This is a genomic window from Ruegeria sp. BC7 (assembly GCF_056539165.1).
This window is the reverse complement of the sequence record NZ_JBQFUL010000001.1, coordinates 816,973-842,684: the sequence shown is the minus strand read 5'-3', so window position 1 is coordinate 842,684 and position 25,712 is coordinate 816,973. Positions and strand designations below refer to the sequence as shown.

The window sequence follows — 25,712 nt, the reverse complement described above, 5'->3', positions numbered from 1 at the left end:
ATAAGCCCATGCAATGTTGACGCAAGCGCGTTCTGGGTCAGCCTTCGATCTTGGTCAAATCCGCGACACTAGAACACACCTGCCTGATCTGGCTCAGCAGGTTCAGACGGTTACGCCGCAGAATATCGTTGTCGGTATTGACCTGCACATCCTCAAAGAACGCATCCACAGGACCGCGCAGGGCCGCCATCGTCGTCATGGCCAGCGGGTAATCTTCTGCCTTCAACGCGGAGTTGATCTTGGACTGCGCCGCTTCCAAAGCTGCAAACAAGGCCGTTTCGCTGTCAGTCTCTGCGAATTTCACATCAGCGCCATAAGAGTATTCGACGCCATCCTTTTCCTCGGCCTGCGTGAGGATGTTATTGGCGCGCTTGAAGCCCTGAACAAGGTTTTCGCCATCCTCGGTCGCGATCACCTCATTCAGCGCGCGAGCGCGTTTGACCAACAGGTTCAGGTCATCATTGCCGTCCATCGCGATACAGGCGTCGATGATGTCGTGGCGGATGCCCTCATCGCGCAGGAAAACTTTGAGGCGGTCGTGGAAGAAAGAGAGGAGATCAACCGAAGTGTCGGGAATCTTCTGTTCCAGTTTTAGGAACTCGGGGGTCGAGATTTCACCCACCTTGTCTTTCACAGTCCGGAACGCCGCGCCAAATACGCCGTGATCTGCGATCTCATCCAACAGCTCCTTGACGTTTTCCGCAGGCAAAGTGTCATTCATCGCAGCCTCGGCCCGAACAAGCTGCGCGTCAAAGTAGCGATCCAATTTCAGACGCAAGTCATTCGTCAATACCAACCGAATTACGCCCAACGCAGCACGGCGCAGCGCAAACGGGTCCTTGGAACCAGTCGGCTTTTCATCAATCGCCCAGAACCCGGTCAGCGTGTCCAGCTTGTCCGCAAGCGCCACGGTAACAGATACAGGTGCCGTCGGCACATCGTCTGACGGACCCAAGGGAGAATAGTGTTCCTCGCTGGCCTGCCCCACTTCGGATGGAAGTTCAGCGGCCTCGGCGTAGTAGCGACCCATCAAGCCTTGAAGCTCGGGGAATTCAAACACCATTTCCGAAGACAGGTCGGCCTTGCACCCTTGTGCCGCCATCATCGCCAAAGCAGGGTCTGCGTTGACGGCCGGTGCCAATTCATGCGCCAGTTCAGCAATACGCGCCACACGCTCGCCTTGCGATCCCAGCTTTGCGTGGAATGTCACAGAATTCAGTTTGTCCACCCACGGCCTGAAGCCGTCTGCCTTGACGATGCGCAGGTCGTTCTCCCAAAAGAACTTTGCGTCCGCCAAACGCGCCGACAACACCTTTTGGTTCCCCGCCAGAATGGTTGCTCCGTTGTCAGAGGTTTCACGGTTGGCGACTGTGATGAAACGTTCGATCCGCCCTGTCTTTGGGTTGCGCACCGAGAAGAACTTTTGATGCTCTTTCATCGAGGTCTGCAGCACCTCGGGCGGCAGGTCCAGAAACTCGTCGTCGATCTTGCCCATCAAAACCACGGGCCATTCGACCAGCCCCGCGACCTCGGCCAGCAGACCCTTGTCTTCAACGACTTCCAGCCCTGCTGCAAAAGCCATGTTGTGGGCGTCGTTCCAAATATGCTCGGCCCGGTCAGCCGGGTTCAGCACCACGAAAGCGCGTTTCAACTTGGCGGCGTAGTCGTCAAACGACGTGACCGAGAACCGATCGGGCGCCATGAACCGGTGACCACCCGTTTTATCACCGGATTTGATCCCCTCAATTTCCAGCGGAACGACCTGCGCTCCGGTCTCGTCACTGAGAATGCACAGGATCGAGTGCAAAGGCCGCACCCAGCGCAATGGACCACTGCCCCAGCGCATTGATTTGGGCCAAGGGAAATTGCGGATCGTGGCTTCAAGAACCTCGGCCACAATCTCGGCCGCTGGACGACCCGTTTTTTCAATAGTGGCGAAGTAGACCGCACCTTTGGGGGTTTCACGCTCCTCCAACTGGTCGCGGGAAAGCCCCGCGCCGCGCAGAAAACCTTCGATTGCCTTGTCCGGCGCGCCAACCTTCGGACCTTTACGCTCTTCCCGGATGGTCGGGCTTTCCGCCAGTAGCCCGTCCACCGCCAGTGTCAGGCGGCGCGGCGTAGTCAGGGCAGCGGCCCCGGCATAGGTCAAACCGGCCTCGACCAGACCGTCGGTGACCCGCTTTTTCAGATCTTCACCGGCGCGGGTTTGCATACGCGCGGGGATCTCTTCAGAAAACAGTTCGATCAGCAGGTCGGGCATTGTCGGTCCTTAGAAATTGACGATCGTCTGGATGACGATGGCATTGGCGATATCCACAAAGAAGGCGGATACAAGGGGCAGCACGATAAAGGCAATAGGTGAAGGGCCATATCTCTTGGTCACGGCGGTCATATTTGCAATTGCGGTGGGTGTCGCGCCCAAAGCGAAACCGCCGAACCCGGCTGCCAGAACTGCGGCGCGGTAGTTGCTGCCCATCACCGGGAATAGCACCCAGATCACGAATACAACGGCAAATATGGTCTGCGCGGCCATGATCACCACGATAGCAAGCCCCAGTTCGGCAATGGTCCACAACTGCAAGCTCATGAGCGACATGGCCAGAAACGCGCCCAACGAGAATTCGGAAATCAGCGCGAGCGACGGTGTGCGCGCCACTGGCGGAGCGGATGGGGTTAGTACGGACCGCAGGTTGGCGATGACAATGCCCATGATCAGGCAAGGCACGAATAGCGGAAGCCGCAACCCAGCGGCCGTTATCGCCTCGTTCAGCATGTACCCAAGGACAATCGCGATATTCAGGTAAAGCATCACCCGCATGATCGTCAGATGGTCAATCTTAGAAGCGGCTTCACTCGGGCTTTCCGGCAGCCCAACTGTGTGCTCTTCGTCCGGACGATCCGGTGTCAGCCCCTTCCCCTCGATCAACAAACGCGCGATTGGACCGCCGACCAATGCTGCAAGAACCAAACCCAAGGTGGCCACTGCAACGCCAAGTTCGGTCGCTCCGGCCAATCCGGTTACAGCGCCCACCTCTGGCGCCCAGGCTATGGCTGTTCCGTGCCCTCCGATCAGAGCGGCCGAGCCGAACAGCACGCCAGCCTGCGCTGGATACCCGAACGTCACCGCTCCGACCGCGCCGACGATGTTTTGGGCGACGATCGTCACCAGTGTCAAAACCAATAGCAAAATCAGCGGCTTGCCGCCTGATATTAAGTCAGAAAACCGAGCATTCAGACCGATACCCGCGAAAAACACCACCAACAGGAAATCTCGCGCCGCCAGGTCGAACGTCATCTCGAATCCGAAAACCAGATACAGCAACAAAAAGAAAACCGCCGCCAACAGGCCACCCGTTACAGGCTCGGGGATATTGAACTGACGCAGGACAGCCGTTCGCGCATTGATCTCAGCACCAATGAGGTAGACAGCGAACCCCAGAGTTGCCGTCAGAAAGCTTGGAATTTCCAACATTTCCTCGGTCATTGCGATCATTCCTGCGGCCTTGGTGGGCACTCCTCGCCCACTACGGTTCCGTCATAAGCCTTTTCCCCGCAGTTGTTCAGCGCGTGCCAGACATATCCTTTGCCGTCTTTGGTAATGGCGACAATGCGATCAACACCGTAGTGAATGTTTTTAACGCCGACAAATGCTTGCGCCTGCCCGGAGTCCAAAGCATCCGCCACCGCCGCAGCGTCGTAGCAATCAAACCATCGCGGAGCCGTCAGCGGTTCGGGGTCCTCTATCGGTACAAACCCCGCAAGGTCAGTCACCGCCAGATCCGTTTCAAAACACGCACGATAGCGAATTGGCGAGCTGTCGGCATCTATCGCTTGAAACGCGGAATATGGGATCGCTACGGGTGCCTGGTCTTCTGCGGCCAACAAAGTCACATCCTCGCCCGCTTTGGGCTCTACGGAATAGTAGAACCCATACACCTGAAGATAGTACATGGCCGCTCCCGCAAGGGCAGCGGACACGAGCAGAAGGATGGCAAGCAGTTTTCCAGTCATAGTTCCCACATCCTGATCACGCGGCCTCTTTCAAACTTGCGAAAAATGCGACAGGTTTCAATCCAGTACAGGTTGAGTTGAGGCATACGGAATGGATCCCACCCTTGCAGCCGGATTTTTCGGCGCGTTGTTCGCGATCATGAACCCGATCACCAACCTGCCCGTCTTTCTGAGCGTAACAGATGGCCTGTCGCCCACCGACCAAAGAAAGGTCGCCACCAAGACCGCGCTTTACTGCCTGATACTGGGTGGAGCGTTCGCCGCGATAGGCAATAAAACCCTTGGTCTTTTCGGCATCAGCGTGGACGACCTGCGCGTCGCGGGCGGACTGGTCGTCCTCATGATCGGGCTGAACATGCTGAGCGGCACCGAAAGCACCACCCATCACGGCACGGAAGGGGAAAAGCAATCCTACCCCGAACCCGACACCGTGGCTTTTTATCCTCTGGCCTTTCCCATTCTCGTTGGCCCCGGCACGATCACGACGCTGATCCTGTACGCTCACCACGTCTCCAAACCAGTTGACGTCATGATCTACTCGGGCGTTTTCCTGGCTGTGCTGTTCTTGCTGTTCATCACCTTCTGGAACGCCTCGGCGCTGGCCAAACGGCTGTCTGCGAATGCGCGGGTGATCATGAGCCGTTTCATGGGCATGATCCTGTCTGCCATTGCCATCGGGATGATCGCAGACGGCCTGAAGGTTCTGTTGCCCGGATTGGCCTGAACGCCCCATCAGCCCCCGAACCCGGCGGCCTCGGTCAATACAAACGCATCGGCGCATTGCTTGGCCAGAGCTCGAACACGACCGATATAGGCTTGACGTTCTGTCACCGAAATCACGCCACGGGCATCCAACAGATTGAACATGTGGCTGGCCTTGATGCACTGGTCATAGGCCGGGTGCGCCATCACGATACGCTTGCCGGTTTTCGGGTCGTCATGTTCCTGAGCAAGAATGTTGGCGCATTCGGCCTCTGCCTCCTCAAACTGACGCAGCAACACTTCGGTATTGGCAACGTCAAAGTTCCAGCGGGCGTATTCTTCCTCGGTCTGCTTGAAAATATCGCCGTATTTCAAAGGGCTGGGAGACTGAGGATCATTGAACGGCATGTCCATGACATGATCGATGCCCAGCACATACATGGCCAGACGCTCCAGCCCATAGGTCAGCTCGCCTGAGACCGGCGCACAGTCATGTCCACCGACTTGTTGGAAATAGGTGAACTGGCTGACTTCCATGCCGTCACACCAGACTTCCCAGCCCAGACCCCACGCGCCCAAAGTCGGGCTTTCCCAATCATCCTCGACAAAGCGGATGTCATGCAGATTCATGTCGATCCCGATCGCCTCAAGCGACCCCAGATACAGATCCTGCAGGTCCGGCGGGCTGGGTTTGATCAGCACCTGATACTGATAGTAGTGCTGCAACCGGTTAGGGTTCTCACCGTAGCGCCCGTCCGTCGGACGGCGCGAGGGCTGCACATAGGCGGCTGCCCAAGCCTTTGACCCCAACGCGCGCAGAGTGGTCGCCGGGTGGAACGTACCTGCGCCAACCTCCATGTCGTAGGGCTGTAGAATGGCACATCCTTTCGAGGCCCAATAGGTCTGAAGCCGCAGGATTATCTCCTGAAAAGAACGAGGTGCACTGGACTGTTCGGTCATGACATTCCCTTTGGGCGACCACGCGCCCGGTTCCGATGGGTTTTGCCCTTCCTATGCAAGGGGCAAAGGGGCGTCAACGTTCCAGTGCGCTTTGGCTGTCACTGCACCGCCACACTGGAAATTCCCCGTAATCGGGGCATAGCGCTTAGCCCCTCAAATCGCGTATTCTGATCGAAAGATAAAACACCGCGGACACGGGCAGACAATGACACGCATATTCACTGCAATTCTGTTTCTATTCTTCTTTGGCGTGCGCGCCGTATTTGCCCAACAAGACGCTGGCGTCTGGGTTCAGGTTGAGGCGCAGCCCTCGCTGCGTGAGGCCCAGGAACGGGCGCAGGCGTACGCCAACGTCCTGCCGGACGTAAACGGGTTTCGCCTTAGCTCTGGCTGGTATGCCATTGTTATTGGACCGTATTTGCAAAGTGACGCCGAACAAGTCCTCCGGGTTTACCGCGCCGAAGGGCAAATCCCCGCAGACAGCTATATCGCATTCTCGAATTCCCTTGAGCAGCAGTTCTGGCCCGTCGGAGTCAATATTCTGGATCGCGGGGTCGTGACCCCTCCGGTCGAGCCTGCGCCCGAGCAGCCTGTGACCGGGCTGACGCCGCAAGTATCTGACGAAACCCGCGCGCAAGCCCTTCAAAGTGAACGCTTGTTGACTTCTCAGGATCGAAAAGACCTGCAAACTGCGCTGCAGGCCGCGGGGTTCTACAACTCGACAATCGATGGCGCATTTGGTCCCGGCACCCGCCGATCCATGAGCGATTGGCAGCGTTTCAACGGCTATGACGCCACGGGTGTGCTGACCACTGCTCAGAGGCAGGCATTGATGGACGACTTCAATGCCCCCCTGATCAGCGTTGGAATGAAGCGTTATTCTGACCCGCAAGCCGGGATTGATTTGGACCTGCCGCTGGGCGCGGTTGCATTTGACCGGTATGAGGCTCCATTCGTTCATTTCAACGGCACGTCAAGTCTGGATGCCAAGGTATTGCTGATCAGTCAAAACGGAAGCAAAGCCACGCTGCGCGCACTTTACGAAGTCATGCAATCACTTGAGATTGTTCCCTTGGACGGTCCAAGGCAGTTGCGCGGGGATAGCTTTACGCTTGAGGGGCGCGGCAACGGCATTGGGTCCTATACCGAAGCGCAATTGAAAGACGGGGCTATCAAGGGCTTTACGCTCGTCTGGCCCGACGGGGACGAGGCGCGCCGCGCGCGCGTACTTGCGGCTATGAAGGCCAGCTTCGCCACAAACAGCGCGGTTCTGGACCCCGCAGTTGGTGAAAACGCAGGGCAACGCATCGACCTTGTATCAGGGTTGCAGGTCCGTAAGCCACGCCTCTCTCGATCTGGGTTCTTTGCCGATGCCAAGGGTACTGTTCTTACGGTCGCCGAAGCGGTGGACAGTTGCGCACGCGTGACGCTTGACGGCGATCAAGAACTGCAAGTCGCTTGGACTGACATCGATCTCGGCGTTACGGTCCTACGCCCCAAAGTCGATCTGGCCCCTCTCAGTATTGCGGAATTCCGGGCGGGCACCCCTAGAATTCAATCCGAAGTCGCGGTTTCCGGGTTCTCTTACGAAGGCGCGTTGGGTGCACCCACGTTGACATATGGACAGATTGCCGATGTGCGCGGACTGAACGGTGAAGAAGGCATAAAGCGCCTTGCTTTGGCCGCTCAACCCGGCGATGCGGGCGGTCCGATATTTGATGACAGTGGCCAAGTCGTTGGCATGCTGTTGCCAACTCCGTCCGAGGGACGCACCCTGCCCGCGTCGGTCAGCCTGGCCGCATCCGCGGATCGGCTGAATGAGGTTTTGGGCAAAGCCGGACTATCAGGCCAATCTGGTCAGGCGACAACACAAGTCACACCCAACGAACTGAACCGCCGGGCAAATGGAATGACCGTGTTGGTTCATTGCTGGGACTAACCACACCTGCAAAAAACTCAGCGCCGCTTTTGCCAGCGGCGTTGTCGCTCTAATGTATGTCCGGCGTGACCCGGATCAAAGTTGGGACAGGTGCGTCAAAAGCCGCGCGAACAGCATCCTGCAAATCTTCAAGATTTGACGGGGTCGCCGACAAAGCGCCGTAGGCTTGTGCCAGTTGGCAGAAATCAGGGTTATGCGCGACGACGGCATTGGGTGCGATCTGACTGCGTATCATGCTGTCTTCGATCTCTTTTAATTTGCCATTGTCCCAAAGAATTATGGGCAGTGACAGTCCAAGTTCAACCGCCGCCCCCAGTTCCATCATGGTGTACTGAAACCCATAGTCCCCCGCGATCACAGCCGTTGGCTTTCCACGGCGGGCAACCGCGCCGCCGATCCCCGCCGGCAGCGCATAACCCAGCGTGCCAAAACCCGTCGGGTGATGCCAATGGTAAGGATACGCCATGTCCCAAACTTCTTTGGCGACGTAGGCAAACTGGGTCATGTCCGAATAAATCATCGTGTCCGAGGGCATCGCCGCACGCAGCGCGTCTATGACTGGAACAATACCCGGACGTTCAGCATCCACTTCCGCGCGCCAGCGGGCCCGCGCCTCGGCCACTTCCTCCGCAGTCCAGCCCGTGGCAGGTTTCACGTGATCAACTGAGGCCCAAAGTGAATGCGCAAAACTCTCACCATCCGCTTGCAGCTTTATGGCTGCACGATGGTGATCAGACAGCACCTTAGGATCGATATCCACCCGCACAAGATTCGCTGTATGTCCTAGCCGATCTCGCCACAAATCGACCTCGCCAAGCTCGGCCCCGACCGCGATCACGAGATCGGCCGAGGCGATGATATCTGCGCTTCCCGGACGCGTAAGCGCAGCGCCGAAATCCAGCTCATAGTCCAGCCCTGCCATACCGCGGCCAGCAAATGTCGTGAAACAAGCGGCCCCCAACTGCGTCAAAATTTGCCGCCAGAGGTTTGATCGTGTCCCGCCACCCAAGATGAAAAGCGGCCGACGCGCGATATTGAGCATCGACAGCACCGACGCAACATCCGGCGGGAGAGCCTTTGTCCGCAGCCCCGACTGATTGGGAAACGGCGCGGGGTCGGCCTCGGCTTCAAGCTGGGCTATCGGAACCTGAATGTGCTTGGGGCGAGGACGAGTCAGCTCGAACTCCTCGAATGCACGCTCGATAAGCCCATAGGCCGCCTGAGCGGTATTGGCTTGATGAGACCAGTCCGCCACTGTTTCAGCCGCAGCCCGCTGGTCTTTCATCTGATGCAACTGACCATGCAACGCCTGCGTTTCGTCCAGACAGGACGAAATCAACAACATCGGCACCGAGTCCGTGAACCCCTGCCCCATCGGTGTCATGACATTGCACAAACCCGGCCCCGTAATCACATATGCCACTCCGGGCTTGCCCGTCGCGCGCGCATATCCGTCGGCCATAAAGCCAGCACCCTGCTCGTGCCGCGCCAAGACATGCGTTATGCCTGCCTCCTCGATGCCGCGGTACATCTCTTGGTTATGAACGCCGGGAATACCAAAGATAACATCGACACCACGGTCCTTCAGCATGTGGGAAATCTGAGCGCCAAGGGGTCTTTTCATCAACTTCTCCAGAATTGCGCCGTGAACAAGGCGTAGACAGCCAGCAGTTCCAGACGCCCGACCAACATTCCGATCGACAGCAGCCATTTCGCCGTATCACTTAGCCCCGAAAAATTCCCGGCGGGTCCGATCTGATCTCCGAGACCGGGACCGACATTGGCCAGAGCGGTCGCAGCGCCTGAGACTGACGTGATAAAGTCCAGCCCCGTCAACGCCAACGCCCAGGCCAAAACGCCCATCGACAGAACGAAGAACATGAAAAAGCTCATGACCGAGGTCAGGACATCCGTACCGATGGGCCGCCCGCCGTAGAGAGGCATAAACACGCCGTGCGGTGATCGTATTCGGCGTATCTGCGTCTTTATTGATGCAAACAAAAGTTGATAGCGGAACACTTTGATCGAACATGCGGTCGATCCCGCGCAGCCACCGATCAGACCGATCAGAAAGAACACCATGACCGGAAAGCTACCCCATGTCATGTAATCGACGCTGGCATAGCCTGTGCCTGAAATGATCGACGTGATGTTAAACAGGGATTCCCGGAATGCCTGCTCCCAGTGGCGCGGGAAAACTGACAGCAGAAACACCGTCATGACAACGACGAGCACCAAAATGGTCGCAAGGAAAGCTCGGATCTGGCTGTCCTGCCACAAGGAACTGGTATTTCCGTTTGCAAGCTGCACATACCGCACGAAAGGCAGCGCGGCCAGGATCATAAACACCGATGCGGCGTATTCCGTCGGCCCGGAAAACGTGGCGAACGAGCCGTCGTAGTTTGAAAAACCACCTGTTGCGATCGTCGTCATCGCGTGGACAACGGCGTCAAAAAAGCTCATGCCGAAGCCGGCGTACACAAGAACACAGACAAATGTCAGGAAGACATAGATCAGGGAAATCTGACCCGCGATCTCTTGCGCGCGCGGTAGAATCTTGCCCATCGTCTCAAAACCTTCCGAGCGGAAGATCTGCATCCCCCCGACCCGGAGTTCGGGTAGGAACACCATAGCGACAACGATGATCCCGATGCCGCCCAGCCACTGAAGGACACCGCGCCACAACAGCAAGCCCTGCGGAAGGTCATCCAATCCCGAAATCACGGTGGAACCTGTCGTGGTCAGCCCGGACATTGCTTCAAAATAGGCGTCCACAAAACGCAGTTCGGTTTCGCCGAACAAAAACGGTATCGCTCCAAAGAACGGGAGGGCGACCCAAACTCCGGTTGTGAGCAAAAAGGTCTGCCGGATGGTCAGCCCCTCGCCCACTCCGTTCGAGCAGCTCATGGCCAGAACCACGCCGGTCAGGATGGTTATGACACCGCTTTCAAGAAAAACCGGCCATTCGCCGCGACCTTCGATCAGGTCCGCAAGCAGCGGCAGCACCATGGTCGCCCCAAGAATGGCGACCAACAGGCCAATCACATATCCAACCGGGCGCATATCCGTCATGAGGCGCAGCGTTGGCGCGCCTGCACGACGGTGTCAAGCTATAGTCCGGTTTTACTTATCCGTTTTGCTAACCGGGGCAGGCATTGCCGGCGGCTTGGACGGAGACCTTGTACGCCGCACGGGTGCCGCAGGTTTTGGTGTTTCATCCTTTTTTGCGACTGTTTTTGTCGCCGTTTTAGGTTTTGCGGCACTTGCAGCAGCCTTGGGCGCAACAGGCTTGGCCACAGTGGGTGCTGCCTTAGCTTTGGTCGCGGCGGGCTTCGGTGCTGCTTTTTTCGGCGCTGCCTTGGCAGCCGCAGGCGTCGCTTCGGCGGTCGCTGCAGGCTTGGTTTTTGCAGGCGCTGCTTTGGGCGCGGCGGGCTTTGGCGTTGTGGTCCGGCCCGCTCGTGTTGTCGGTTTGGGTGCTGGCGCTTTGGCGGTTGCAGGTTTGGCCGCCGGACGTTTAGCGGCAGGTTTTGCGGCTGCGCTTGCTGGCTTCGCCTTGGCTGGCGTTGTTTTCGGCGCTGTCGGTGCAGCCGATTCGGGTTTCGGCTTGGCTGATGCGTTTGCCGTCACGACGGGCTTCGGTTTTGTGGCCTGAACAGTCTTGGTTTTTGTGGCACGGGCCGCAGGTTTGGCTTTCGGCTTGGGCTTCGCCTTCGGCTTTGCCGGTGCCGGAACCGACGACGACGCGTGCAGGGCATGTACCGACGCAAAGGGCAAATCCATCGCTGAGCGCGCCAAAATTTGCATTATTTTCATCTGGTTACTAACCGCATAGCCAGCCATACGAATGGCAGCAGCCTGAAATTCCAGCGGTTGGGAAATCGGGTTCATAGGTAGTCTCTCCTCTGAAAACTATGCAGCTTACGAAAGAGAAAACAGCCCTGTCCGACCCGATTTCTCAGGCGGAATGAATTATTTTGCAGGCTAGGGCGTCGCACGTCTCAGCTTCCTTTGGAGTGGCAACGGCCTATGAAAAGCGGAACATGCCACGGCTGCATTACGCACGAGTGTAGCTTGAAACACCGTGCGTTCGCAGCATTTTTTGCTGCACTGCGGCAGAAACCCGCCTCCAAACAGATTCTGAGACTTTTTTAACTCACCGCGAAGGTCACCCGACGTGGAAAAGGGTCGTGAACAACCGCGGGTCCAAGCTGGCTGCCACGAAAGTCGGACCTTCGGTCAGGACTGACACAGCGTCGTGGCTGTGCAGACTTTCCTGATGGCTGGCAACAACGCGGAAGTCACCAACGTGATGATCCGCCAACAACTCGGCGCAGAATAACCGGGCCGCATCTTCGACAAAAATCGGATTGGCCGCGTTAAGCTCTGCGAATGCCTGCTCGTCTTCGCGCTTGACCATCACCTGAGTTTCAGTCGGAACCGCACGGCGGCACAGCTCGATCAGGTCTTCAAACCACAGGCAGTCTGCGTCGCAATCCACGACAACAGAAATCCGCGCGACCGAGCGCTGCGAGTGCGGCGTCGCCAGTTGTCCGCGCGTGGACCGAGCGTGCTCGCTCAGCTCCAGAGAACATGGGCAGGTCGAGGAATAGACGTAATCCAAGTGCATGATCTTCTGGCGCACGCCATTCTGCTCAACCAGTTCCAGCGCGATGTCGTAATACTGATAACCTTCAAGACCGGACCGCAGGCTTTTCACCTTGTCGGGATACGAGAACCGCATCTGAATCCGTGCATCAAAGCTGTCCAGATCAGTCATATAGTCGTCCAGCGCGGCCTCCATGACCTCAAAACTGAACGTGCGCTCGGCATGTTTGTAGAAAGAGCGCATGATCCGGGACATGTTGATGCCCTTCTTCTCAGCATCAAGGCTAACCGTGCCGGTGACCGACGTCTCAAGTGTCAGGTCTTCACCCTGTTTGCGGTGAAATCGGATCGGCAGGCGGAAGTTCGAGATACCGACATGCTGAATCTGCTGCTTCGCGCCACGGATCAGGCTGGACGGGCCGTTTTGAAGATCGGGCAGCGTGGCGCGATACTCGGGGTCAACTTTGAAATCCTCGGGGTAGTCCCGAGACAGTGAGGGATAGTTTACCGGCACCAACCCCGGCACAAGACGGGCGATAGCGGGATCGAGTTGGCTGATCTCTGTCTCGGTCGCGGATTCCGCCCATTTGCGCAACACTTTCAGCGCGGCCGCAGCCTCGTCATGGTCGGGTGCATCGTTAATGTCGCGGGGGTGCACGTTCATCAGAGAGGGCTCCTCGGGTTGGTCGCCGGACTATATACAGCTTTGGCGTGTTTTCCAGTGTAACCGTATACGCACCAAAACGCAGCCCGGATCGATTTTCTGTGCAGGAAACAGGGTTTGCCCCCTGCACACTTATACGACATAGCGCAGGATATCAGCCCAGCAGCCCCCCTTATCGCTGAGAAACGTCCAATGCTTGCTTGATATCGGCAAGCAGGTCGCCTGCATCCTCAAGCCCGACTGAAAAGCGGATCAGGCCCGGTGTGATCCCCAGCTCATCCTTTTGCGCATCGCTCAGGCGCTGATGGGTTGTCGTTGCAGGATGGGTTGCAATCGACTTTGCATCACCAAGGTTGTTGGATATCACCGGGATCGCCATCGCGTTAAGGAAGGCAAACGCTGCCTCTTTCCCGCCCTTGATGTCCAGCGACAGAACAGTACCGCCCTTGCCACCCAGTTGGGACTGAACCAAAGCGTTCTGCGCGTGCGTTTTAAGGCCGGGGTACAATGTGCGCTCCAGCGCGGGATGCCCTTCCAGCGCCTCGGCAATGATCTGCGCGGACTCAGCCTGCGCGTTGACCCGCAGAGCCATCGTTTCCAGACCTTTCAGCATTACCCACGCGTTGAACGGGCTGAGCGCGCCTCCGGTGTGTTTCAGATACGGCTCCACGGTTCCGCGAATAAAGTCCTTAGTCCCAATGATGACGCCGCCAAGCGCCCGCCCCTGCCCGTCGATATGCTTTGTCGCAGAATAGACCACCACATCCGCGCCCTGCTGGATCGCACGCGAGAAGACCGGGGTCGAAAAGACGTTATCAACGACGACGGTCGCACCAACAGCGTGGGCGAGCTGGGCCACCGCCGCGATGTCGATCACTTCGAGCGTCGGATTCGACATGGACTCGAAAAACACGGCCTTTGTGTCGGGACGGATCGCTGCCTTCCAAGCATCCAGGTCAGTGCCGTCGACAAAGGTTACCTCAACGCCAAAGCGGGTCAGGATGTTCTCAAGGATATAGAGACAGGAGCCAAACAGCGCCTTGGCCGAAACCACGTGATCCCCGGCCTTCAACATCGAGGTCAGCGCCGCGTTTACCGCTGCCATGCCAGAGGCGGTGGCAAATGCGTCTTCACCACCCTCAAGCGCGGCGATGCGCTGTTCAAACATGGATACGGTCGGATTGCCGTAGCGGGCATAAATGAACTCATCCGGGCCGGTTTCGATGAACCGCGCCTCGGCCTGTTCAGCGTTTTCATACACGAAGCCCTGCGTCAGAAATATCGCCTCGGACACTTCATTATATTGGCTGCGACGAATGCCGCCGTGGACGGCTTGGGTGCGTTTGTTCCAGCTCTCGCTCATGTCATTCCTCTCGGCCCTTGTCTGGCAAGGGCATCAAAAAAACCCCAGACGCGGTCAAGCGAAAGGGGCCTTTCATCCTGACCTTTTAGCGGTGTTGTTTAGAGTGGCCCGCAATCCGGTAACAAATCGCCACGTATTGCGTTGCGCATACGCCTCAGTTGCCAGCACGTCAACCCTGACGGGCGCGACGTCACGGCTCTGGAACCTTCCCTGCGCCGATGTGTCATAGAGCTGCGGCTAAACCGCACCACAACATCTTGCGCGATAACAAGCAGACGCGAATAGTCGGGTTCAACGCGGTGACGCTGCAACTTGCTCTGCCCGACCACAAGAACTGTTGCCCTTCGTTCAGAAAGCCCCATGATCCTATCAACCTGAGGAGACATCATGATCGATCTGTATTTCTGGCCCACGCCAAATGGCTGGAAGGTATCCATCGCGCTGGAGGAGATGGACCTGCCATACACAACTCATCTGATCAATATCGGCAAGGGCGACCAATTCGACCCCGAGTTCCTGAAGATCGCTCCGAACAACCGGATGCCCGCAATTGTCGACCCGGACGGACCGGATGGCCAGCCAATCTCGGTTTTTGAAAGCGGTGCGATCCTGATGTATCTGGCCCGAAAGACCGGTCGGTTCTACGGAACCACCGAACGCGACCGTGTCACGGTTGAGGAATGGCTGATGTGGCAGATGGGTGGCGTCGGACCAATGGCGGGTCAAGCGCATCATTTCCTGAAATACGCCCCTCAAATGGATCCACCGCAGGACCTGCCCTACGCGAAAGATCGTTACCGCACCGAGGTTGGGCGTTTATACGCAGTGCTCGATCGTCGGCTGGCCGAGAACGAGTATGTTGCGGGTGATTTCTATTCCATCGCCGACATGTCGATTTGGGGATGGGCCAGCCTCTGGGAAGGACAACAGCAGGTGTTGGAAGATAAGCCGCACTTCACGCGCTGGCTTGAGACTGTCAGCGCACGTCCAGGCGTTCAGGCCGGGCGCGCACTACATGCCGAATTGCGCGGTGACCACAGAAGCAAGCAGTCACAAGAGGTTTTGTTCAAGCGGTGAGCCTACCGAAGTTTTCATTTATTCAGGACTGTGGCGCGTCAGAACGCCCCTCTGCTGGTGAAACCGCACGGCGATAGAGATGCCACGTTGTGTGCCCAAGGATCGGAAGGGTGAATACCAGACCCAGAAACGCCGGAGCCATCGACAATAGCATAGTGACCGAGATGATTGCCGCCCAGCCCAGCATGACGACCGGGCTCTCTGTCACAACGCGAATGGAGGTCAACATGGCGGACACAAAATTTGTCTCCCGATCAAGCAGCATGGGCATGGCAACAACCGTTACCGAGAACAGAACCCCAGACAAAAAGGCACCGACGCAAGTGCCAATGGCAAGAAAGGTCCATCCCTGCGGTGTGTAGAACACGACGTTCAAAAACCCTTCAAAATCCGAAAAGGAAGCATTCTGAAGGGTAATCGCCAGCCAAAGCCGTACCTGATAAATCCACACCCAGAAAATGAACAGGGTCACAAAGGCCATCCAGCCCATTTCACGCTTGCGCTGATTGGCCATCACGCCGAGGATTTCAGACCAGCCGAAACTCTTGCCCTCCTGCAACCGGCGGGACATTTCATAGAGCCCGGCAGCCGCAAAAGGTGCAATCAGCGGAAAGCCTACGGCGGCAGGAATGATCATCCAGATTTTGCCAAGCCAAACCAGGCACCAAACAAATAAAAGCCCGAAAACCGCATAAAACAAGCCGAAGAAACCGCTCATAATTGGGCGCGCCAGAAAATCGGAAAACCCCGCCTTCAGCGACTCGGTGATATCCTCCGCTGTGATCTTGTTAACCTTGGGCATATCCTGCTGCTGCGGCGTCAGGTTGTCGGGTGGCGTGGAACCCTCGGTTTTGGTTGGCATGGCACGTTCCTCCCAAAGCGTGACGCCGCGCTGGTCCGCTTGCCAATCGACTTGGCGGCGAAACAGGCGTCCTCCGCACGAAAGTTTGCATCAGGCAAGGCGTGTGGGCAAGGCGGGAATATGGCCTCTAAGAGCGATGAGCACATGCCTCCTCCCCCCGCACCAGCACATCCAGCATGCCCGAAATATCCTCAATTTCTTCCGCGATCACATGGGTCACCGAATGCGCCCGCTGCATCCGCCCCGTGACACGTAACAACCGCCCCGAGATCACGGCGCGACGAAAGCGTTCGTAGATCGCACGCCAGACCACCACGTTCACGATACCGGTCTCATCCTCAAGCGTCAGAAAGATCACCCCCTTGGCCGTCCCCGGCCTCTGCCGCAGGATCACCAGCCCGGCGACGGCAACCCGCGCGCCTTCGGGCGGGTCGTCCAGCCGTTTGGCTGGAAGACAGGCAGGCGGGCGCGGCCAGTCTCGGTTTGAAACCGCAGGGCGAACAGGGGCAACAAGCATAAGAACAAAAATAGAACATATGGCTGGAAAGTCCAGACACGGCACGTCGAGTCGCAAATGAGGCTGGTCAGACCTAAATGCCTTCACTAAGGAAGAATTCGACAATCGAAAAAGGAAGACGCACGCAATGGCAAAGATCACCTATGTCGAGCATGGCGGTACCGAGCATACAGTCGAGGTCGCCAACGGACTGACCGTCATGGAAGGGGCCCGTGACAACAACATTCCCGGCATCGAGGCCGATTGCGGCGGCGCCTGCGCCTGTTCGACCTGCCACGTCTATATCCACCCCGACTGGGTCGAGAAGGTTCCAGCCAAGGACGACATGGAAGAGGACATGTTGGACTTTGCATTTGAACCCGACCCTGCCCGCTCACGCCTGACCTGCCAGATCAAGGTCACGGATGAGCTGGACGGTCTGGTCGTGCAGATGCCCGAAAAGCAGATCTGATGCAGCCCAAAGCGCCGCGCCTGCCCGCTCGCCTGTGGCAAAGCGGGACTCGCGGCGCGCTGCTGGCGTCGAGCCTGTGGCTAATGGGTGCAGCGACCGACGCGATCGCAAACACGATAACGGCTGCCCAATTTACCGAACCGACAACACGGTATCCACATGGTGTTCTGGGGGACACCGTAGAATACGGTGCGCTAGAACTCATGGTTGACGGTGAAATATTAACCGTCTCCCTGCCCCCGGACCGCGTGTTTGAAGACCTTGCCCCCAGATTGGTGGATATCGATCTGGACGGCGCTCTCGAAGTGATGGTCGTCGAGTCGCAGAACCAAACCGGCGCTCAGCTTGCGGTCTACAACGCGCTCGGCGAAAAAATCGCCGCCACACCCCATATCGGCACCCGTTTCCGCTGGCTCGCCCCAATCGGCGCAGCCGATCTGGACGGCGACGGCTATATCGAGATCGCCTATATCGACCGCCCCCATCTGGTCAAAACACTACGCATCTGGCGCTTCAAAGATGGCGCACTCACCGAAATCGCATCACTCCCCGGCCTGACGAACCACAAGATCGGAGAGGATTTCATTTCTGGCGGTATCCGCGATTGCGGCAACGGCCCGGAAATAATCGTCACCAGCGCCGACTGGAGCAGAATTATCAGCGTCACTTACAAAAACGGCTGGCACATGACCAACATCGGCCCCCTTAGAAAACGCAACGACCTGACGAAGGCGCTCACCTGCTGATCCGCCCTTCATCTGGCTAAAAATATCCCGGGGAGCCGCCATTGGCGGCGGGGCAGCGCCCCTCGACCTAACAATCAAGTCGGGCGCAGCCCGGCAATTTGATTACAACGCCCGCCAGCCGATATCGCGGCGGAAAAATCCGCCGGGCCAGTCAATCCCGTCCACCATCTCATAGGCCCGGTCGCGGGCGTCCTGCAGAGTCTCGCCCCGTGCAGTCACATTCAGCACCCGACCACCCGTCGCCAGAATTTGACCATCCTCAGCTTTGGTCCCCGCATGAAAAACCATGTTCTTACTGTCTTCAGGCAGCGCACCCAAGCCGTTGATCACACTTCCCTTTTCATATGACCCGGGATACCCGTTTGCCGCCATCACGACTGTGATCGCATGATCATCCGCCCAATTCACGCGCGCCTCTGCCAACCGCCCCTCGGCCGCAGCGTGCATGAGGTCCATCACCTGCGCGCCCAAACGCATCATCAGCACCTGACACTCCGGGTCCCCAAAGCGCACGTTGTATTCCACCAGCCTCGGTTGCCCGTCCTTGATCATCAGGCCGGCATAAAGCACGCCCTGAAACGGAGTTCCGCGACGCTTCATCTCATCCATCGTCGGGCGCACGATTTCATCCATCGCGCGCGCCTCAATCTCGGCACTTAGAACGGGTGCCGGAGAATACGCCCCCATTCCGCCTGTATTCGGGCCAGTATCACCTTCGCCGACGCGTTTGTGATCCTGCGCCGTGCCAACCGACAGGATGTTCTCGCCGTCACACAGCACAAACAGAGAAGCCTCCTCGCCCTCCATGAACTCTTCGATGACAACCTCAGCGCCTGCCCCGCCAAAAGCCCCACCGAACATATCGTCGATCGCTTCCAGAGCGGCTTCTTCATCCATCGCGACGATCACGCCCTTACCGGCGGCCAGACCATCGGCCTTGACCACAATCGGTGCACCCTGCGCGCGGATATAGGCCTTGGCAGGATCGGCCTCGGTAAACCGCGCATAAGCCGCCGTCGGAGCTCCGGCGGCATCGCAAATCTCTTTGGTAAAGCTCTTGGATGCTTCCAGCCGTGCCGCCTCTGCCGAGGGACCAAAGACCAGAACGCCTGCCTCTCGCAACCGGTCCGCGACACCGGCAGCCAAAGGCGCCTCGGGACCGACGATGACAAAATCAATCGCGTTTTCCTCAGCAAAGCTAACAACCGCGCCGCCGTTTTCGATATCCAACGCCGCACAGTCCGCAATCTGTGCGATTCCTGCATTTCCCGGAGCCACGATCAGTCGATCACATTTTGGGTTCTGCATCACCGCCCAGGCCAGGCTGTGCTCACGCCCCCCGCTTCCGAGAATAAGGATGTTCATAACTGCTCTCCGATCTGCTTGGCCTCGCCTGCCGCGCGTTCTAAGCTGGGCAGGCATTTGACACAAGGCGCTGAAATGTCCGACCTGCTTGACGACCCCATTCCCGGCCAAAACACCCCCGAATACACCGTTTCTGACATCTCAGGAGAGGTAAAGCGCACACTGGAAGGCGCATTTGGCCGAATCCGTGTGCGTGGCGAGGTCGGGCGCGTATTCAAGGCGCGCTCGGGCCATCTGTATTACGACATCAAGGATGACCGGAACGTGCTGGCCTGCACCACGTGGAAAGGTCAGATCTCGGGCTTGTCCGTGGTGCCGGAAGAAGGGCTTGAGGTCGTTGTCACCGGCCGCCTGACCGCATTCGGCGCGCAGTCGAAATACAACCTGAATGTCGATGAGGTCGCCGTCGCCGGGCAAGGCGCGCTGATGGCGCTGCTGGAAAAACGCAAGAAACAGCTTGAGGCCGAAGGGTTGTTCGCGCCAGAACGCAAGAAGGCTCTACCCTACCTGCCGCAGATCATCGGCGTCGTGACATCCCCGTCTGGCGCGGTGATCCGCGATATCCTGCACCGTCTGCGCGATCGGTTCCCGCGCAAAGTGCTGATCTGGCCCGTCGCCGTGCAGGGATCAAACTGCGCACCCGAGGTTGCCAACGCGATCAACGGTTTCAACCAGCTGACGCCCGGAGGGGCCCTGCCGCGCCCCGACCTGATCATCGTCGCTCGCGGCGGTGGCTCCATTGAGGATTTGTGGGGCTTCAACGAAGAAGCCGTCGCACGAGCGGCAGCGGCGTCAGACATTCCGCTGATCTCGGCCGTGGGGCACGAAACCGATACAACACTGATCGACTTCGTCTCGGACAGACGCGCGCCCACTCCGACTGCTGCTGCCGAACTAGCGGTTCCCGTGCGTATGGAGCTGCTGGCCTGGACCGGCGAGCAAGGTGCGCGCTTGTCCCGTTCCGCCAGTGACGCGGTTCAACGCCGCGCCCAGCGTTTGCGCGACCTGTCACGCGCCTTGCCACGCCCGGACACTTTGTTGAACACCCCGCGCCAACGCCTTGATCTTGTTGCAGATAGGCTTGCCCCAGCGCTTGGCCGCAGTGTTCAGAACCGCCGTTTGCGTGTCGTGGAAATCTCGGCCCATCTGCGCCCCTCGACCCTGCGCAATCTGGTGGCAGCGCGGCAAGAGGCTGTTCGTAACCTTTCCTCCCGGCTGTCCCTGCGACCGATCCAACGCGAAATCGAAACACAGCGAAACAACGTCGCGCGACTGGCTGAACGCCTGACCAGCGCACAGACCGCAAGGCTTGACCGGATGCGCCAGAATCTTGAGGCGACAGACCGGCTACGCGAAACACTCAGCTACAAAGCGACGTTGGAAAGAGGCTACGCAGTGGTGCGCGCAGAAGGCCATGTCCTGACGACCAAAGAACAGGCTGGACAGCACTCGGAATTCGAGATCGAGTTCGCGGATGGCACACTAAACACAAGTCAGGCAAACCCGTCGCGCCCCCCGCAAAAGAAGACTCCGACCAAAGACACGCCGGATCAAGGATCACTGTTTTGACAGGGTGCTAAACGCCGACATCCGGACCGTAACAGACCATTTCTTCGTCGATCTCATCGGCCTCGTACAGCTCGGTTCGGTCCGGATTCCCCTCGAACTGAGCGATCAAACCGCTACTCGACTCCGTGAACAGCCAGCATTGCGGGTCCAAACGATCCTCATAGAGAAAACAAATCTGGCCACTTTGTTCGTACCAGACGCCTTCCTTGCAGTCCCCATCCAAAAATGACCAGATAACTCTGCGGTTTGGCAGGTAACGCTCAACCCCGTAAATCTGCCCTTGAAACCCGTAGAACAGTGTTTTCCCACGGGTATATGCGTCAAATTCCGAACCCGAAAGACCAGGCTCTGCGCCCACAACCGGACCGGACATTGCCAAAAGAATCGCGATAGACCTCAGCATAAGATCATTTTGGCAGATGTGGTGCAGCAACGCCAACTCTGCGCGCACCGAACGGCTGACCCAACGTAACCGGTTGAGCTATTGCCGGCTTCACGGCGACGCTGCACAAAAAACAAAACACGGGGGAGCCACCAAATGACCGCCTTGTTCCTGATCGCCGCAGCCTGTGCGCTGGCCTATTTGCCGATGACGCCAAAACCCGCAAGTGGGCTGAGGTCTGTCCTGAAAACGCTGTCGGTCGCATTCCTTGCGGTTATTGCAGCACTACAGGGTGCGCCCCTTTTGCTGATCGCAGCCCTGTCATTCTGCGCCATCGGCGACGCGTTACTGTCCCGGGACTCCGATGCCACCTTCATGGCCGGTATAGGCGCCTTTGCTGCCGGACATCTGGCCTATATCGCATTGTTTTTGTCCCATCCATCCAGCGAAACGGCCCTTATCTTCGACAAGCCCGGCTTCTTCTGGTCCTTGATCATATTGGGCATCGTGGCCGCAACCTTGCTCGCCCCGCGCGCCGGAGAGTTGAAGGTGCCGGTCCTGGGGTATATTCCGATCATCCTCGGCATGGGTCTTGCGGTTTTGGCAGTGCCCGAGATCGGCCCATTGCGTTGGGCGTTGCCCGCAGCGCTGGCTTTTATCGCTTCGGACCTGATCCTGGCGACGGAAAAGTTCCTGCTGCCCCAAAATCATCCAAGCCTCCGCTTCACCCCTTACATGGTGTGGATATTGTATTGGGGTGCTCAGGCCGGGCTGCTGACTGCCTTTCTGTGACCCTTTGCAACTGGTTCAAATCCGCATTAGGTGAGAGGAACATCTGCGGAGACCAAAAATGGCGTTTTTCTCAAAGCTCAAGGACAAGCTGTTCAAATCCTCGTCCCGTCTCGAACAGGGGCTGGAAGCCATCGTCGAAGATGGCGGCGAAGAAACGACGGCCCCTGATCCAATCATCCCTGAGCCCGAGCCTCAGCCAGAACCCGTACCGGAAATCCCGCAGCCGCAGCCGGAACCCCAGCCCATTGAAACCCCTGAGCCGGCCCCGGTCGACCCAATACCAGCCCCCCCGCCACCAGAGGCGGCTCCGTCCAAAGGTGTTCTGGCGCGCATGTTCAGCCGGAGCGAGACCAAGACCGCCGTTCGCCGCACACTTGACGACGACATGCTGGAGCAACTCGAAGAACTGCTGATCGCCTCGGACATGGGCGTGGACACCGCCCTGCGCGTCACCTCGAACATGGCCGAAGGCCGTTTTGGCCGCAAACTTTCAACCCAAGAGATCAAGCAGCTTCTGGCGCAGGAAGTCTCGCGCGTGATGGAGCCTGTCGCCAAACCGCTGCCGATCTACCCCAAGCGCCCCCAGGTTGTGCTTGTGGTCGGCGTGAACGGATCCGGCAAGACCACAACAATCGGCAAACTCGCAAGCCAGTTCAAAGCAGCAGGCAAAAAGGTCGTGATTGCTGCGGGCGATACATTCCGGGCGGCCGCCGTCGAACAGCTTCAGGTCTGGGGCGAACGCGCCGGGGTGCCGGTCCTTACCGCTCCTGAAGGGTCTGACCCCGCCTCTCTCGCTTTTGACGCCCTCACACGTGCGCAAGAGGACGGAGCAGACCTGTTGATGATAGACACAGCTGGCCGCCTGCAGAACCGCGCCGACCTGATGGAGGAACTCGCCAAAATCGTGCGCGTCATCCGCAAAGTCGACGAGACCGCTCCGCACAACACCCTTTTGGTGCTGGATGCGACCACCGGGCAAAATGCGCTCAGCCAGGTCGAGACATTCCGCAAGCTGGCCGATGTCTCGGGCCTTGTAATGACCAAACTGGATGGCACGGCCAAGGGCGGCGTCTTGGTGGCGCTCGCGGACAAGTTTGGCCTGCCGATCCATGCAATCGGTGTCGGGGAACAAATAGACGACCTCGCCCCCTTTGACCCTGAAGAATTCGCCGCCGCCCTTACCGGCCTTGACCAAGGCTGATCCGCCCCTTCATCTGGCTAAAAATATCCTCGGGGGGTGTGGGGGGCAGACAGCCCCCCACCCTCTCCTTCCAACACAAAGATCTGACACTTGAGCGACTGGCTGATCTCACTCGAAGGCACCGAAGCAGGCCACCAGCTCGCGCTGGGACTGGCTTTGATGGCGGCGTTCCTGCACGCGGTTTTCGGAGCGTTACAGAAGGGCCGGCACGACCCGTGGCTGTCCCGCGGAGCTATCGACGCGTGCTACTGCCTGATGGCCGCGCCATTTGCCTTTTTCGTCGTGCCGTGGCCAGAACCCTATATGTGGCCCATTTTCGCCGTCGTTTGGCTGATTCACATCATCTACAAAACGCTACAGGCGATGGCCTATACCAAGGGCTCCTACACAGTCGTCTATCCGGTCGTCCGCGGAACTGGCCCACTGTTCACCGTTATCGGAGCCTACCTTCTGTTCGGTGAGACCTTTACCGGCATCCAATGGCTGGGTGTCGCAGTGCTACTGGCAGGAATATTTGGACTGGCGGCCTATAACTTCCGCTTTCTCGAAACCAACCGCGAAACGCTTGGGATCGCCCTGACGCTGGCAATCGCTACCGGATTGTTCGTAGCGCTTTACACAACGTACGACGCTTATGGCATACGCGCGACCGCCGACCCTTTCACCTTTTTGGCTTGGTTCTTCATGATCGACGGTGCCACCATGCCCTTTTATGCCTTCCTGAGGTGGCGTGCGATGGCCCACCGGCCAGCGCTCGGTCCGTTGATGCTGCGAGGTTTGGCTGGCGGCATCATTGCCCCGCTGTCTTTTGGCGCCATCATGTTGGCCACAAGGCTGGACAAAGTCGGAGAGGCCGCCGTTCTTCGCGAAACCTCAACTGTATTCGCCGCCCTGATCGGCTGGCTTGTTCTCAAAGAAACCGTTGGGCCAAGGCGGATCGCTTTAATGGCATTGATTGCATTGGGCGCCGTAATAGTTGAAATGGGCGGGTAAGCAGCAGGAAGCCGACATGACAGGTAAAAAAGAAATCAATCCGTTTCTGAAACAGGTGCTGGAACTTGGCCCACCCTTGGCTTTTTTCTTCATCTACCTGCGCCTGCGTGACGATAGTTTCCAGTTCGCGGGCACCGAGTATTCGGGCTTTATTGTCGCCACCATCATATTCGTCCCCCTGATGCTGACGGCAATGGCGGTCCTGTGGTACCTGACCGGGAAACTCAGCCGGATGCAGATTTTTACCGCCGTCATGGTCATTTTCTTCGGTGGCCTGACAGCCTGGTTCAACGACGAGCGGTTCTTCAAAATGAAAACCACGCTGGTCTACGGCTTTTTCTCGATCATCTTGGGCATTGGCCTGCTGCAGGGGAAATCATATCTGGCCTATGTCCTCGACGAGATGCTTCCCATGCGACACGAGGGCTGGATGATCCTGACCCGTCGCCTGTGCGGATGTTTCGCCGTACTCGCTGTGGCTAACGAACTGGTCTGGCGGACCATGTCCACCGACCTTTGGGTCAAAATCGAAACCTTTGGGTTTCCGATCGCGCTGATGGTCTTCCTAATGCTCCAATTCAGCATGTTGCAAAGCTATATGGACGACCCAGATCACCAGTAAAACCCATGAACCCTGCCCGATATTCCGATGCCAGATAGCCGCCTGACCCAAGGAAACTGATAAAATCCTTGGCTAAACGTCATAGCTGTGGAAAGTTGTGGGACCACTCACCATTGGCAGCCGGAGCACCACATCCACATGACCGCCATCCCAAACAGCGGCTTTCTGGCCGAGGCATCTGACAGGCTCAGGGCCATGCTGTCTGCTCAGGCGACGGAGATATCGCTTGAACAGGGTGAGACCCTGTTTGAACAAGGCGACGAAGGAGACTCTCTTTACGCCCTCAGTGAAGGCACGCTGGAAGTGTCTTTTCTGGCCATGAGTGGTCGAAAACTGTCGTTGAGCCTGATGAAGCCAGGCGAAATCTTCGGTGAAATCGCCTTGTTCGACAACGGACCGCGCACCGCCACGATTGCGGCGGCCGAACCGTCCCGCGTTCTACGCGTCCGGCGCAGCGACGTTATGAACCAAATCCGTCAGCATCCCGATCTTGCGGTCGATTTGATCCGCCTTGCGGGATTGCGTATGCGCTGGATGGGATCGCAAATGAATGAGCAGGTCTTTCTGCCAATGCCCATCCGTTTGGCGCGTAAGCTGCTGCACCTGTCCGGCCTTCAGGATGACCCTGCCAAACGGATCACCCTGTCGCAAAGCGAACTGGCCGAGTTCGTTGGCGCGACGCGGGAAGCGGTCTCCAAAACGATCTCGACCTGGAAGCGCGATAATGTGGTCGAGGCATCACGCGGCGGCCTGATGATCCATGATTTCGAAGCCCTGCGGGAATTGGCGGAATCCGATTTGATCTGATCCGTTGTGACCTGCTTCACATACGACCGCGTCCGTTAAGACTATCTTCATAGTTGTTACCGTAGGAGGTCAGAGAATCATCCC

General features: G+C 58.0%; 24 protein-coding genes and 1 riboswitch. Of the genes, 12 read left to right on the top strand and 12 right to left on the bottom strand.

The features are described 5' to 3' along the window. Nucleotides 1-37 precede the first annotated feature (37 nt). From glyS to ACR0KS_RS03905, 3 genes are read right to left on the bottom strand one after another with little or no spacing between them, the layout of a single operon-like run. Entirely contained in the window at nt 38-2,260 is a 2,223-nt protein-coding gene (gene glyS / locus ACR0KS_RS03915) for a glycine--tRNA ligase subunit beta (protein ID WP_170562828.1), read from the bottom strand. A gap of 9 nt (nt 2,261-2,269) precedes the next feature. Continuing rightward, nucleotides 2,270-3,484, bottom strand: coding sequence for a sodium/glutamate symporter (gene gltS / locus ACR0KS_RS03910; protein WP_170562825.1), 1,215 nt, complete (start codon nt 3,482-3,484; stop codon nt 2,270-2,272). A 5-nt stretch (nt 3,485-3,489) separates the two neighbouring features. Continuing rightward, the gene (locus ACR0KS_RS03905; protein WP_170562822.1) at nt 3,490-4,011 is read right to left on the bottom strand and encodes a DUF6446 family protein; all 522 of its coding nucleotides are present in this window, start codon (nt 4,009-4,011) and stop codon (nt 3,490-3,492) included. A gap of 91 nt (nt 4,012-4,102) precedes the next feature. Here ACR0KS_RS03905 and ACR0KS_RS03900 point away from each other — a divergent pair, with 91 nt between their 5' ends. Continuing rightward, nucleotides 4,103-4,735, top strand: coding sequence for a MarC family protein (locus ACR0KS_RS03900; protein WP_170562819.1), 633 nt, complete (start codon nt 4,103-4,105; stop codon nt 4,733-4,735). 8 nt (nt 4,736-4,743) lie between these two features. Here ACR0KS_RS03900 and ACR0KS_RS03895 read toward each other — a convergent pair whose 3' ends face one another. Continuing rightward, a complete protein-coding gene (locus ACR0KS_RS03895) occupies nt 4,744-5,673 on the bottom strand; it encodes a glycine--tRNA ligase subunit alpha (RefSeq protein ID WP_170562816.1) in 930 nt (309 codons plus the stop codon). A gap of 205 nt (nt 5,674-5,878) precedes the next feature. Here ACR0KS_RS03895 and ACR0KS_RS03890 point away from each other — a divergent pair, with 205 nt between their 5' ends. Then, a complete protein-coding gene (locus ACR0KS_RS03890) occupies nt 5,879-7,612 on the top strand; it encodes a serine protease (RefSeq protein WP_170562813.1) in 1,734 nt (577 codons plus the stop codon). A 49-nt stretch (nt 7,613-7,661) separates the two neighbouring features. Here the strand turns inward: ACR0KS_RS03890 and ACR0KS_RS03885 are convergent, their stop codons facing one another. Then, the gene (locus ACR0KS_RS03885) at nt 7,662-9,236 is read right to left on the bottom strand and encodes a thiamine pyrophosphate-binding protein (protein WP_170562810.1); all 1,575 of its coding nucleotides are present in this window, start codon (nt 9,234-9,236) and stop codon (nt 7,662-7,664) included. After that, entirely contained in the window at nt 9,236-10,684 is a 1,449-nt protein-coding gene (locus ACR0KS_RS03880; RefSeq protein WP_170383697.1) for a TrkH family potassium uptake protein, read from the bottom strand. Before ACR0KS_RS03880 ends, ACR0KS_RS03885 begins: the two co-directional genes overlap by 1 nt. On the opposite strand from ACR0KS_RS03880, the gene ACR0KS_RS03875 reads away from it, so the two are divergent. Next, the gene (locus ACR0KS_RS03875) at nt 10,683-11,264 is read left to right on the top strand and encodes a hypothetical protein (RefSeq protein ID WP_170561662.1); all 582 of its coding nucleotides are present in this window, start codon (nt 10,683-10,685) and stop codon (nt 11,262-11,264) included. The genes ACR0KS_RS03880 and ACR0KS_RS03875 overlap by 2 nt on opposite strands. Nucleotides 11,265-11,777: 513 nt before the next feature. Here the strand turns inward: ACR0KS_RS03875 and folE2 are convergent. Both folE2 and metZ read right to left on the bottom strand, forming a co-directional pair. Beyond that, on the bottom strand, nt 11,778-12,881 hold the full coding sequence (gene folE2, locus ACR0KS_RS03870) for a GTP cyclohydrolase FolE2 (RefSeq protein ID WP_170562806.1): 1,104 nt from the start codon (nt 12,879-12,881) through the stop codon (nt 11,778-11,780). Nucleotides 12,882-13,053: 172 nt separating this feature from the next. Beyond that, complete coding sequence (gene metZ, locus ACR0KS_RS03865) at nt 13,054-14,244, bottom strand: O-succinylhomoserine sulfhydrylase (protein WP_170383693.1); 1,191 nt, start codon at nt 14,242-14,244, stop codon at nt 13,054-13,056. Nucleotides 14,245-14,309: 65 nt separating this feature from the next. Then, a riboswitch (SAM riboswitch) is annotated at nt 14,310-14,387 on the bottom strand. Between the two features lie 244 nt (nt 14,388-14,631). On the opposite strand from metZ, the gene ACR0KS_RS03860 reads away from it, so the two are divergent. Continuing rightward, nucleotides 14,632-15,321 carry a glutathione S-transferase N-terminal domain-containing protein gene (locus tag ACR0KS_RS03860; protein WP_170562803.1) on the top strand — a complete coding sequence of 230 codons (690 nt, stop codon included), beginning with the start codon at nt 14,632-14,634 and terminating at the stop codon, nt 15,319-15,321. 22 nt (nt 15,322-15,343) lie between these two features. Here ACR0KS_RS03860 and ACR0KS_RS03855 read toward each other — a convergent pair whose 3' ends face one another. Both ACR0KS_RS03855 and ACR0KS_RS03850 read right to left on the bottom strand, forming a co-directional pair. Beyond that, the gene (locus ACR0KS_RS03855; protein WP_170562800.1) at nt 15,344-16,183 is read right to left on the bottom strand and encodes a DUF2189 domain-containing protein; all 840 of its coding nucleotides are present in this window, start codon (nt 16,181-16,183) and stop codon (nt 15,344-15,346) included. Between the two features lie 127 nt (nt 16,184-16,310). Continuing rightward, nucleotides 16,311-16,700: an OB-fold nucleic acid binding domain-containing protein gene (locus tag ACR0KS_RS03850; RefSeq protein WP_170562797.1), complete on the bottom strand. Its 390-nt coding sequence runs from the start codon at nt 16,698-16,700 to the stop codon at nt 16,311-16,313. Between the two features lie 127 nt (nt 16,701-16,827). Here ACR0KS_RS03850 and ACR0KS_RS03845 point away from each other — a divergent pair, with 127 nt between their 5' ends. Both ACR0KS_RS03845 and ACR0KS_RS03840 read left to right on the top strand, forming a co-directional pair. Beyond that, nucleotides 16,828-17,151, top strand: coding sequence for a 2Fe-2S iron-sulfur cluster-binding protein (locus tag ACR0KS_RS03845; RefSeq protein WP_170383687.1), 324 nt, complete (start codon nt 16,828-16,830; stop codon nt 17,149-17,151). Next, nucleotides 17,151-17,897, top strand: a complete 747-nt coding sequence (locus tag ACR0KS_RS03840) for an FG-GAP repeat domain-containing protein (RefSeq protein ID WP_480693122.1) — start codon at nt 17,151-17,153, stop codon at nt 17,895-17,897. The genes ACR0KS_RS03845 and ACR0KS_RS03840 overlap by 1 nt, the downstream gene beginning before the upstream one ends. A 102-nt stretch (nt 17,898-17,999) precedes the next feature. On the opposite strand, the gene purD is transcribed toward ACR0KS_RS03840, so the two are convergent. Then, nucleotides 18,000-19,262 (bottom strand): phosphoribosylamine--glycine ligase, encoded by a 1,263-nt coding sequence (gene purD, locus ACR0KS_RS03835; protein WP_170562794.1) that lies wholly within the window; start codon nt 19,260-19,262, stop codon nt 18,000-18,002. 75 nt (nt 19,263-19,337) lie between these two features. Here purD and xseA point away from each other — a divergent pair, with 75 nt between their 5' ends. Further along, the gene (gene xseA / locus ACR0KS_RS03830; RefSeq protein WP_170562791.1) at nt 19,338-20,831 is read left to right on the top strand and encodes an exodeoxyribonuclease VII large subunit; all 1,494 of its coding nucleotides are present in this window, start codon (nt 19,338-19,340) and stop codon (nt 20,829-20,831) included. A gap of 7 nt (nt 20,832-20,838) precedes the next feature. Here the strand turns inward: xseA and ACR0KS_RS03825 are convergent, their stop codons facing one another. Further along, complete coding sequence (locus ACR0KS_RS03825; RefSeq protein WP_170562788.1) at nt 20,839-21,234, bottom strand: hypothetical protein; 396 nt, start codon at nt 21,232-21,234, stop codon at nt 20,839-20,841. A gap of 135 nt (nt 21,235-21,369) precedes the next feature. Here ACR0KS_RS03825 and ACR0KS_RS03820 point away from each other — a divergent pair, with 135 nt between their 5' ends. The 5 genes from ACR0KS_RS03820 to ACR0KS_RS03800 all read left to right on the top strand — a co-directional run bounded on the left by ACR0KS_RS03820 (nt 21,370) and on the right by ACR0KS_RS03800 (nt 25,628). Next, nucleotides 21,370-22,005: a lysoplasmalogenase gene (locus ACR0KS_RS03820; RefSeq protein ID WP_170562785.1), complete on the top strand. Its 636-nt coding sequence runs from the start codon at nt 21,370-21,372 to the stop codon at nt 22,003-22,005. Between the two features lie 58 nt (nt 22,006-22,063). Further along, entirely contained in the window at nt 22,064-23,206 is a 1,143-nt protein-coding gene (ftsY, locus tag ACR0KS_RS03815) for a signal recognition particle-docking protein FtsY (protein WP_170562782.1), read from the top strand. Nucleotides 23,207-23,296: 90 nt separating this feature from the next. Further along, nucleotides 23,297-24,199, top strand: coding sequence for a DMT family transporter (locus tag ACR0KS_RS03810; RefSeq protein ID WP_170562779.1), 903 nt, complete (start codon nt 23,297-23,299; stop codon nt 24,197-24,199). Nucleotides 24,200-24,215: 16 nt separating this feature from the next. Beyond that, nucleotides 24,216-24,821: an inner membrane-spanning protein YciB gene (locus ACR0KS_RS03805; protein ID WP_170562776.1), complete on the top strand. Its 606-nt coding sequence runs from the start codon at nt 24,216-24,218 to the stop codon at nt 24,819-24,821. A gap of 138 nt (nt 24,822-24,959) precedes the next feature. Further along, a complete protein-coding gene (locus ACR0KS_RS03800) occupies nt 24,960-25,628 on the top strand; it encodes a Crp/Fnr family transcriptional regulator (protein ID WP_170562773.1) in 669 nt (222 codons plus the stop codon). Nucleotides 25,629-25,712: the final 84 nt, after the last annotated feature.